Annotated in this window: 2 protein-coding genes; both read left to right on the forward strand. The window is 76.3% G+C overall.

The annotated features are described in order from the left end of the window. Window positions 1-10 precede the first annotated feature (10 nt). The gene (locus tag IEY99_RS26410; protein ID WP_189206766.1) at window positions 11-7,672 is read left to right on the forward strand and encodes a non-ribosomal peptide synthetase; all 7,662 of its coding nucleotides are present in this window, start codon (window positions 11-13) and stop codon (window positions 7,670-7,672) included. Then, window positions 7,669-11,535: non-ribosomal peptide synthetase (locus tag IEY99_RS26415; protein WP_189206767.1), on the forward strand; the 3,867-nt coding region annotated here is incomplete at its 3' end. The genes IEY99_RS26410 and IEY99_RS26415, both read left to right, overlap by 4 nt.

Below are 11,535 nucleotides of genomic sequence, written 5' to 3' on the forward strand. Positions count from 1 at the left end.
AGGTGGCCCGATGCCCGCCCTGCCGCTGACCGCCGCGCAGCTCGGTGTCTGGTACGCGAGCCGCCTGGCCCCGGACAACCCGGCCTACCAGGCGGGCGAGTACGTCGAGCTGCACGGCGTGGACGTCGCGACACTGCGCGCGGCCATCCGGCGTACCGTCGCGGAGACCGAGGCGCTGCGCGTCCGGTTCGTCCAGGGCGACGACGGCGCCGTCCGGCAGCGCGTGGCCGACGTGCCGGCGCCGGTGCCGGTCGTCGACCTGCGCGGCGAGCCGGACGCCCGGGACCACGCCGAGGGGCTGATGCGCGCGGACCTCCGCCGGCCCGCCGACCCGGCCGGCGACGACCTCGACGGCCACACCCTCTACCTCGTCGGCGACGACACCGTGCTGTGGTACCACCGGGCGTACCATGCGCTGCTGGACCTGGCCGGCTTCCGGCTGGTGGCCGCCCGCGTCGCCGAGGTCTACACGGCGCTCGCCGCCGGGACGCCGGTCCCGGCGAACCCCGCCGGCCCGCTCGCCGACGTGGTGGCGGAGGACGAGCGCTACCGCGCCTCGTCCCGGTACGAGACCGACCGCGAGTACTGGACCGCCCGGCTGGCCGGCATGCCCGAGCCCGTCTCGCCCGCCGACCGGGACGCTCCCGTCGGCAACACCTTCCACCGCGGTACGGCCCAGCTCGGCGCCCCCACCCTGGCCGGGCTGACCCGGCTGGCCGACGTGGCGGACACCGCCTGGCCCACCGCGGTGCTGACCGCCGTGGCCGTCTACCTGAGCCGGGTCACCGGCAGCGCCGCGCAGGTGCTCGGCCTCCCGGTCGCCGCCCGCGCCCGCACGGTCCGCGACACGCCCGCGATGGTCGCCAACGTCGTGCCGGTCTCGCTCGCCGTCCATCCCGGCCGCACCGTACGGGACCTGCTCGCCGGCACCGCCGCGGAGATCACCGGCGCGCTGCGCCACCAGCGCTACCGCCTGGAGGACATGCGCCGTGACCTGTCCGCGCTGGACGGTGGTCGGCGCCTCTACGGCCCGGTGGTCAACGTGGTGACGTCCGGCGCCGAGCCGGCGTTCGCCGGCCGCCGCGCCACCTGGCACAGCCTGTCCACCGGGCCGGTCGAGGATCTCAAGATCTCGGTACGCCCCCTGGACGGCGGGCTGCGCCTCGACGTCGACGCCAACCCGCACCTCTACTCCGCGGCGGACGCGGCCGCCCACTGTGCCCGGATCGCCGCGCTCCTGACCGATCTGGCCGGAGGCGACGCGGACCGCCCGGCGGGCCGCCTGCGGGCGGGCACCGACGACACGCGGCATCCCCGCGCCGCGGTGGTGCCGGCCGTACCCGCTCCCGCGGTGGGCGCGCACGCGGTCACCGGCGCGACCCTGCCCGAGGCGTTCGCCGCCGCCGCGCGGGCCTACCCGGACGCCGTCGCGGTCAGCCACGACGGCGTCGACCTGACGTACGCCGCCCTGGACGCCCGCGCGAACCGGCTGGCGCACCGGCTCGTCGCGCGCGGGGTGCGCCCCGAGGATCTCGTCGCCGTCCGGCTGCCCCGCGGCGCGGACCTCGTGGTCGCCCTGCTGGCCGTGCTCAAGGCGGGCGCGGCGTACCTGCCCGTCGACCCGCGGTACCCCGAGGCCCGCATCCGTTACCTGGTGGACGACGCCGCCGCCCGGTACGTGCTCACCGAGGACGACCTCGCGCACCTCGGCGACGGAGCGGACCACGCGCCGCACGTGCCCGGCCTGCACCCGGACCATCCCGCGTACGTCATCTACACCTCGGGGTCGACCGGCATGCCCAAGGGCGTCGTGGTCACCCACCGCAACGTGCTGCGGCTGTTCACCGGCACCGCCGCGTGGCTGCCGTTCGGGCCGTCGGACGTGTGGACGCTGTTCCACTCCTTCGCCTTCGACTTCTCCGTCTGGGAGCTGTGGGGTGCGCTCCTGCACGGCGGGCGGCTGGTCGTGGTGCCGTACGAGGTGTCCCGCGCCGCCGGCGACTTCCTCGACCTCGTCGCCGCGCAGCGGGTGACGGTGCTGAACCAGACCCCGTCGGCGTTCGCGGCCCTGGACGACGCCGACCGCGAGGAACCCGGGCGCACCTCGTCGCTGCGTCTGGTGATCTTCGGTGGCGAGGCGCTGGACCCGGCCCAGCTGCGCGGCTGGTACGGGCGCCACCCGGGCGACGCCCCCCGGCTCGTGAACATGTACGGCATCACCGAGACCACGGTGCACGTCACCTACCAGCCGCTCGACGCTCGCGAGCCGGGCGGCAGCCCGATCGGCGTGCCCCTGGCCGACCTGCGCGTCGAGGTGCTCGACCCCGCCCTACAGCCGGTCCCGGCGGGCGTCGCCGGGGAGATGTACGTGTCCGGTGGCGGGCTCGCGCGCGGCTACCTGAACCGGCCGGGGCTGACCGCGTCCCGGTTCGTGGCCGGGCCGTCGGGGGAGCGCCGGTACCGTACCGGCGACCTGGCGCGCCGCCGTCCCGACGGGACGCTGGACTACCTCGGCCGTGCCGACCACCAGGTCAAGATCCGGGGCTTCCGGGTGGAGCTGGGGGAGATCGAGGCCGCCGTGGCCGCCGTACCCGGCGTCGCCACGGCCACCGTGCTGCTGCGCGAGGACGAGCCCGGTCGGCGGATGCTGGTGGCCTACGCGGTGGGCGTACCCGGCGCGGCGCCGGAGCCCGAGGACGTGTGCCGCCGGGTCGCCGCCCAGCTGCCCGAGCATCTCGTGCCCGCCGCCGTCGTCGTGCTCGACGCCCTTCCGCTGACCGTCAACGGCAAGCTCGACCGCGCCGCCCTGCCGGAGCCGAGCTTCGCCGCCGGCGCCGGGCGCGACACCGGCGACGACCCGCGGCTGACGATCCTGCGCGGCCTGGTCGCCGAGGTCCTCGGGCTTTCCACGGTCGGCGCCGGCGACAACTTCTTCCGGCTCGGCGGCGACTCGCTGCTCGCCGACAAGCTGTCCCGGGCGGTACGGGCCACGCTCGGCGTGGACCTCGGCATCGCCCGCATCTTCGAGGCGGGCACGGTGGCCGCGCTGGCCGGGGCGCTGCCGTCGTCCCGCAGCGACCTGCCCGCCCTGCGTCCCGCCGCGAGGCCGGACGTCCTGCCGCTGTCGGCCGCGCAGCTGCGGCTGTGGTTCCTCGACCGGCTGGACAGCCCGCCCGGCACCTACGTGGTGCCCCTCGGGGTGCGCCTGGCCGGTCCGATCGACCCGTCCGCCCTGCGCGCGGCCCTGGCCGACCTCTGCGACCGGCACGAGATCCTGCGCACGGTCTACCCGGAGGTCGACGGGGTGCCGCGCCAGGTCGTCCGCCCGGCCGGCACCGTGGCGCCGGAGCTGACCGTCAGCCACACGTCCGAGGAGGAGCTCGGCAAGGCCTTCGCCGCCGCCGCGGAACAGGCCTTCGACCTCGGCGCGGCCGCACCGATCCGGGCGCACCTCTTCGTACTGGGCGAAGGCGGGCACATGCTGCAGCTCGCGGTGCACCACATCGCCTGCGACGGGTGGTCGCTGTACCCGCTCGGCCGTGACCTCGCCGAGGCCTACACCGCCCGGCTGCACGGCACGGCCCCCGCCTGGCAACCGCTTGCCGTCCAGTACGCCGACTACACGCTGTGGCAGCGTGCCCTGCTGGCCGACGATCGCCCGGACGGTCCGGTGGCGCGGCAGCTGGCCTTCTGGCGTACGACCCTCGACGGGGCACCGGACGAGCTGGCGCTGCCCGCCGACCGCCCCCGTCCGGCCGTCGCCGGCTACCGCGGCGGCACCGTCGCTCTGCACGTCGACCCGGAGCTGCACGAGGCCCTGCGCCGGCTCGCGACCGAGCACCGCGTCACGGTCTTCATGGTGCTGCAGGCGGCGCTCGCCACGCTGCTCACCCGGTTCGGCGCGGGCACCGACGTGCCGATCGGCAGCCCGGTCGCGGGCCGCGCCGACACGGCCGCCGACGAGCTGGTCGGCTGCTTCATCAACACGCTGGTGCTGCGCACCGACACCGCCGGCGATCCGAGCTTCGCCGAGCTGCTGTCCCGGGTCCGGGCCACCGACCTCGCCGCCTTCGCCCATGCCGACCTGCCGTTCGAGCGCCTGGTCGACGAGCTGGGCGGGGACCGCTCCCTGGCCCGGCAGCCGCTGTTCCAGGTGATGCTGGTGCTGCAGAACACCCGCCGGGCCACGGCAGACTTCGCCGGGACCGCCGGCGAGCTGCGCCCGGTCCACATCGGCGCGGCCAAGTTCGACCTGACCGTCGAGCTGACCGAGCGGTCCGGCGGCGGCATGGACGGATTCGTCGAGTTCAGCCACGACCTGTTCGCCCCGGCGACCGCCTCGATGCTGGCCCGCGGCCTGCTCACCGTGCTGCGTGCCGCCGCCGCGCGTCCGCGGAGCCCGCTCAGCGCGCTCCCGGTGCTCGACGCGGACGCCCGCGAGCTGGTGCTGCACCGGTGGAACGACACCGCCAGCGGACGGGCGGCCGCCGACCCGGCCGCTCTCTTCGAGGCCCGCGTGTCGGCCGATCCGGCGGCCACGGCGCTGATCGCCGGCGACCGCACGGTCAGCTACGGCGAGCTGAACGCCCGCGCCAACCGGCTCGCGCGGCGGCTGCGGCGGCGCGGCGCCGGGCCGGAATGCCGCGTCGCGCTCGCCGTGCCGCGCTCGGCCGACCTGGTCGTGGCGATCCTGGCGATCGTCAAGGCCGGCGCCTGCTACGTGCCGGTGCACGAGGACCAGCCCGCCGACCGGATGCGCGCCCTGGTCGCCGGGACCGCCTGCGAGCTGCTGCTGACCGACCGGCCGGACCACCCGCTCGCCGCGGACCTGACCACCCTCACGGTCTCCGACGGCGCGGACGGCGGCGAGGACGACGGGAACCTCGGCGTCGTCGCCCACGGGGAGCAGCTCGCCTACGTCATGTTCACCTCCGGCTCCACCGGGGTGCCCAAGGGCGTGGGCGTCACGCGCGCGGGCGTGGCCGCCCTCGCCACCGACACCGCGTTCGCCGGCGACGCGCACCGCAGGGTGCTGCTGCACTCGCCGCACTCCTTCGACGCCTCCACGTACGAGCTGTGGGTGCCGCTGCTGCGCGGCGGTGAGCTGGTCGTCGCGCCACCCGGCCTGCCGGACGTGGCCGCCTGGGGAGACCTCGTCCGCGACACCGGCGTCACCGCGCTGTGGCTCACCGCGGGGTTGTTCCGGGTGATGGCCGAGGAGCGTCCGGACTGCTTCGCCGGCGTCCGGCAGGTGTGGGCGGGCGGGGACGTGGTGCCGGTGTCCGCCGTCCGCCGGGTACTGGCGGCCTGCCCGGGCATCACGGTCGTCAACGGGTACGGCCCCACGGAGACCACCACCTTCGCCACCACCCGGGCGACGACGGCGGTCGCGGCCGACAGTTCCCGGCTCCCGATCGGCCGCCCGCTGGACGACATGCGCGTCTACGTGCTCGACGGGCGGCTCGCACCGGTACCGCCCGGCGCCACCGGCGAGCTCTACCTGGCGGGCGCCGGCCTGGCCCGCGGGTACGTCGCCCAGCCGGCCCGTACCGCCGAGCGTTTCGTCGCCGCTCCCTTCGGCCCGGCCGGCGAGCGCATGTACCGCACCGGCGACCTGGTGCGCTGGAGCGCCGACGGGGAGCTGGAGTTCCTCGGGCGGGCCGACGACCAGGTCAAGATTCGCGGCTACCGGATCGAACCGGGGGAGATCGAACGGCGCCTGGCCGAGCTGCCCGCGGTGACCGGCGCGGTGGTCGTGGTCCGCGAGGACCGCCCCGGCGACAAGCGCATCGTCGGGTACGTCGTCGGCGGCGACGGCCCGGCGCCGGAGCCGGACCGCATCCTCGAGCTCCTGGCCGGCTCCCTGCCCGGCTACCTGCTGCCCTCCGCGGTGGTGGTGCTGGACGCCCTGCCGCTGACCCGTAACGGCAAGGTGGACCGGCGGGCACTGCCCGCGCCGCCCGACCGCACCGCGCCGCCTGATGGCACCGCGCCGCGGCGCTCCGCGCCGCGCACCGAGGCGGAGCGGGTGCTCGCCGACCTCTTCGCCGAGGTGCTGGGCCTGCCCGGGGTCGGCGTCGACGACGGCTTCTTCGCGCTGGGCGGGGACAGCATCACCTCCATCCAGCTGGTCAGCCGCGCCCGCCGGCGGGGCTGGACGATCACGCCGCGGCAGGTGTTCGAGCAGCGTACGGTCGCCCGGCTGGCCCGCGTGGCGGCAGCCGTCACGGCGCCCGCGGCGTCCACCCCGGACGGCGGCGAGCGCGGCGACGTGCCGCTGACCCCGGTGATGCACTGGCTGCGCGAACGCGGCGGTCCGATCGACGCGTTCAGCCAGTCCATGTGGGTCACCGTGCCGGCCGGCGTCACCGGCGACGACCTGCGCCGGGCCCTCGCGGTCCTGCTCGACCACCACCCCGTGCTGCGGGCCCGGCTGCGGCGCGGCACCGGCGAATGGGCGTTGCACCTGCCACCGCCCGGCGGGCCCGGCGACGTGCTCGTCACCGCCGCCGTGGACGCCGACCCCGCGGGGCAGGCGAGGGCCGCCCGGCAACGGCTGGACCCGGACCGCGGCGTGCTGGTCCAGGCGGTCTGGTTCCCGGCGGAGCGGCGGTTGCTGCTGGTCGTGCACCACCTCGCGGTCGACGGCGTGTCGTGGCGCATCCTGCTCGCGGACCTGGCCGCGGTGGTCGGCGGGGGCCGGCCCGAGCCGGTACCCACGTCGTTCGCCTCCTGGGCGCGCTCGCTGCCGGACCGGGCCGCCGCCCGCCGGCCGGAGCTGCCGCAATGGCAGCGCATCGGCGCGGCACCGGACCGCCCGCTGGCCCCGGCCCCGCTCGACCCCGTGCTCGACACCGTGGGCCGGGCGGCGCACCTGACTCTCACCCTGCCCGCCGAGCCGACCGCGACGCTGCTCGGCGCCGCACCGGCCGCCTTCCACGGAACCGTCGACGACGTGCTGCTGACCGCGTTCGCGCTGGCGGTCACCGACTGGCGGCGGCGCCGCGGCGGGGGAGACGACCCGCGGGTCCTGCTCGACCTGGAGGGACACGGTCGCCGCCTGGACGACACCGACCTGTCCGGCACGGTCGGGTGGTTCACCGCCATCCGCCCGGTACGCCTCGACCTCGCCGCCGTCGACCGTCGCGAGGCGCTCGCCGGCGGCCCCGCGCTGGGCCGGGCCGCCAAGGCCGTCAAGGAGCAACTGCGCGAGCTGCCCGACCACGGCCTCGGCTACGGGCTGCTGCGCTACCTCGACCCGGAGGGCCGCGAACGGCTGGGACACCACCGTGCACCCCAGCTCGCCTTCAACTACCTGGGCCGCTTCGCCGCCGAGGACGGCGCCGACTGGTCGGCCGCCCCGGACGCCGAGGCACTCACCGGGGGCGCCGACGCCGGGCTGCCGCTGGCCCACCTCATCGAGCTCAACGCGGTCACCGCCGAGCACGGCGACGGCCCGCGCCTCGAGGCCACCTGGACGTGGGCGGCCCGGCTGGTGAGCGAGGCGGACGTCCAGGACCTGGCCCGGACGTGGTTCCGCGCCCTGCGGGCCGTGGTCACCCACGTCGCCCGGCCGGGGTCGGGCGGCCGGACGCCGTCCGACCTGCCGCTGGTGTCGCTGAGCCAGGACCAGCTCGACCTACTGGAAGCCGCATGGAGGGGTACCAAATGACGCCGTCGGGACTCGCTGACGTCCTCCCGCTCACGCCGCTGCAGGAAGGCCTGCTCTTCCATGCGGAGCTCGCCGACGACGAGGTGGACGTCTACCACGTCCAGCTGGTGTTCGCGCTCGCCGGCGAGGTCCGGGTGCCCGACCTGCGCGCCGCGCTCGCGGGCCTGCTGGAGCGGCACCCGAACCTGCGGGCCGCGTTCTGGCAGCAGGGTCTCGACCGGGCCGTCCAGGTGATCCCGCACCACGCGGAGATGCCGTGGGAGGAGCACGACCTGAGCGGCACACCCGCCGGGGAGCGCGAGGAAGCCCTGCGGCGGCTGCTGCGCGCCGACCGCGCGCGCCGCTTCGACCTGGCCCGTGCGCCGCTGTGGCGGGCCGCCCTCGTCGCCATGGGCGAGGGGAAGCACCGCCTGGTGCTCACCACCCACCACATCCTCATCGACGGCTGGTCGATGCCGCTGCTCACCCGCGAGCTGTTCGCCCTGTACGGCGCCGGCGGCGATCCGCACGCCCTGGAACCGGCCGTCCCCTACCGGGACTACCTCACGTGGCGCGCCGGCCGCGACGGCGACGCGGCCCGGGCCGCCTGGCGGGAGGCGCTGGCCGGGCTCGACGCGCCGACCCTCGTGGCGCCGGGCGCGGGACACCGGTCCACCGGCCTGCCCGTGCAGCGGCACCGGGAGCTTCCCGCCGACCTCACCGCCGCGCTCACCGACACCGCCCGGCGGTACGGCCTCACCCTCAGCACGCTCGTCCAGGGTGCCTGGGCGATGCTGGTCGGCGCGCTGACCGGGCGTACGGACGTCGTCCTCGGCGCGACGAGCGCCGGCCGTCCCCCCGAGGTGCCCGGCGTCGAGTCGATGATCGGCCTGTTCATCGGCACCCTGCCGGTGCGGGTCACCCTGCGCCCGGACGCTACGGTGCTCGACACCCTGCGAGAGGTCCAGGACCGGCAGGTCCGCCTGCTCGAGCACGAGCACCTCGGCCTGGCCGAGATCCAGCAGGCCACCGGGCACGAGAACCTGTTCGACACCGTCGTGGTGTTCGAGAACTACCCGCTGGACGCGGCCGTGCTGCGCTCGGAGGCGGGCGGCCTGCGGATGACCGGCATCGAGGTCAACGACGCCACCCACTATCCGCTGAGCCTGCTGGTGATCCCCGGCGAGCGCATGCGCCTGCGGCTGGACCACCGGCCCGGCGCCGTCGAGGCGGCGCCGCTGCTGGACCGGCTGGAGGGTCTGCTGCGCCGGTTCGCGGCCGGGCTCGACGTGCCGGTGTCGCAGGTGGACGCCCTCGCCCCCGGAGAACGCTCCCGCCTGCTCGACCGCGCCGGCGCCGCGCACCCGCTCGCCGAGGACACGCTGGCCGCCCGCCTCCAGCGCAGCGCCGCCGAGCACGCCGACGCGGTCGCGGTCACGTACGCCGGCCAGTCGCTGACCTACCGCGAGCTCGACGTGCGCGCCAACCGGCTGGCGCACGCGCTGCTCGCCGACGGCGCCGGGCCGGGCGACGTGGTGGCGCTGGCGCTGCCCCGCGGCCTGGACCTGGTGACCGCCGTCGTCGCCGTGCTGAAGACCGGCGCCGCGTACCTGCCCGTCGACCCCGGCTATCCGCGCGCCCGGATCGAGGCCATGCTCGCCGACGCCCGGCCTGCCCGCGTGCTCACCACCGCGGCCGTCGACCTGCCCGGCGGCACGCCGCGGCTGCTGGTCGACGACCCGGACGTCGTCGCCGGGCAGCCGGAGCACGCCCCCACGGACGCCGACCGGCCCACCCCGCTGACCCTCGACCACCCCGTCTACGTCATCTACACCTCCGGGTCCACCGGCGTGCCCAAGGGCATCGTGCTGCCCGGCCGTGCCCTGGCCAACCTGCTCACCTGGCAGCCGGTGGGCGGCCCCGGCACGGTCACCGCCCAGTTCACCACGATCAGCTTCGACGTGGCCGCCCAGGAGATCCTGTCCGCGCTGCTGGCCGGCAAGACCCTCGCCGTACCGCCGGACGAGGTGCGCCGCAGCGCCGAGGACTTCGTCCACTGGCTCGCCGCCCACCGCGTCAACGAGCTGTACGCCCCCAACCTCGTCATCCAGTCGCTGGCCGAGGCCGCCGTCGAGGGCGGGATCGCGCTGCCGGACCTCACCCGCGTGGCGCAGGCCGGCGAGGCGTTCACCCTCGGCGGGACGCTGCGCGACTTCTGCCGCGACAGCGCCCGCCCGGCCCTGCACAACCACTACGGTCCGGCGGAGACCCACGTCGTCACCACGGCGGAGGTGGACGCCGACCCGGCCCGCTGGCCCGCCGCCCCGCCCATCGGCACGCCGATCGGCAACGTACGCGCGTACGTGCTCGACGGCATGATGCGGCTCGCCCCCGACGGCGTGGCCGGCGAGCTCTACGTGGCCGGCCCCGCCCTGGCGCTGGGCTACCTGCACCGCCCCGCGCTCACCGCCGGCCGGTTCGTCGCCGACCCGTACGGCCCGCCCGGCGAGCGCATGTACCGCACCGGGGACCTGGTCCGCTGGAACACCGACGGCGAGCTGGAGTTCCTCGGCCGCGCCGACCACCAGGTCAAGGTCCGCGGGTTCCGGGTCGAGCCGGGCGAGATCGAGGCAGCGCTGCTGGCCGGGCCCGGCATCACCGCGGCCGTGGTCGTCGCCCGCGGCGGCGTGCTCGTCGGGTACGTCACCGGCGCGGCCGACGTGGATCCGGCCGCCCTGCGCGAGGCCCTGGCCGAGCGGCTTCCCGGCTTCATGGTGCCGTCGGCGATCGTGTGGCTCGCCGAGTTCCCGCTGACCCCCAACGGCAAGCTGGACCGTGCGGCGCTGCCGGCGCCCGACGCCGCGCCCGGTGCCCGGGGGCCGCGCACCCCGCACGAGTCCTTGATGTGCAACCTGTTCGCCTCCGTGCTCGGCCGCGAGGAGGTCGGCCCGGACGACGACTTCTTCGCCCTCGGCGGCCACTCGCTGCTGGCCACCCGGCTGATCAGCCGGATCCGCGGCGTGCTCGGCGCCGGCGTCTCGGTGCGCGAGCTGTTCGCCGCGCCCACGCCGGCGGCCCTGGCCGCCGCCGTCCGCCAGTCCGGTGACTCGCGGGCACCGCTGCTCCCGCAGCCACGCCCGGACCGGCTGCCGCTGTCCTACGCACAGCAGCGCCTGTGGTTCCTGCACCGGCTCGAAGGGCCCAGCTCGACCTACAACATGCCGATCGGGCTGCGCCTGTCCGGCCCGCTCGACATCGGCGCGCTGCGGCTCGCGGCGGCCGACCTGGTACGCCGGCACGAGACCCTGCGCACGATCCTGCCCGAGGCGGACGGCGAGCCGTACCAGCTCGTGACCGTCGACCCCGCCGTGCCCTTCGAGGTCCGCGACGTCCCGGCGGACCGGCTCGCCGCCGAGCTGGCCGCGGCCGGCCGGCGACCCTTCGACCTCGCCACCGAGCTGCCGCTGCGGCTGACGCTGTTCCGGCTCGGCCCGCGTGAGCACGTGCTGTTGCTGCTGCTGCACCACATCGCCGGTGACGGCTGGTCGCTCGGCCCGCTGGTGCGCGATCTCGGCACCGCGTACGGGGCCCGGCTCGCCGGGGACGCTCCGCAGTGGACGCCGTTGCCGGTGCAGTACGCCGACTACGCGCTCTGGCAGCGTGACCTGCTCGACGAGGACGACCCGGACGGGCTCTTCGCCCGGCAACTGACCCACTGGTCGGCCACCCTGGACGGGCTTCCCGAACATCTGGAGCTGCCCGCCGACCGGCCCCGCCCGGCGGTGTCCCGGCACCGCGGCGAGACCTGGCCGTTCGAGCTGGACGCCGAGCTGCACCGGGCGTTGCTGCGCCTGGCTCGTGAGCATGACGTGACGTTGTTCATG

Source organism: Couchioplanes azureus (assembly GCF_014648355.1).
Taxonomy (GTDB): domain Bacteria; phylum Actinomycetota; class Actinomycetes; order Mycobacteriales; family Micromonosporaceae; genus Actinoplanes; species Actinoplanes azureus.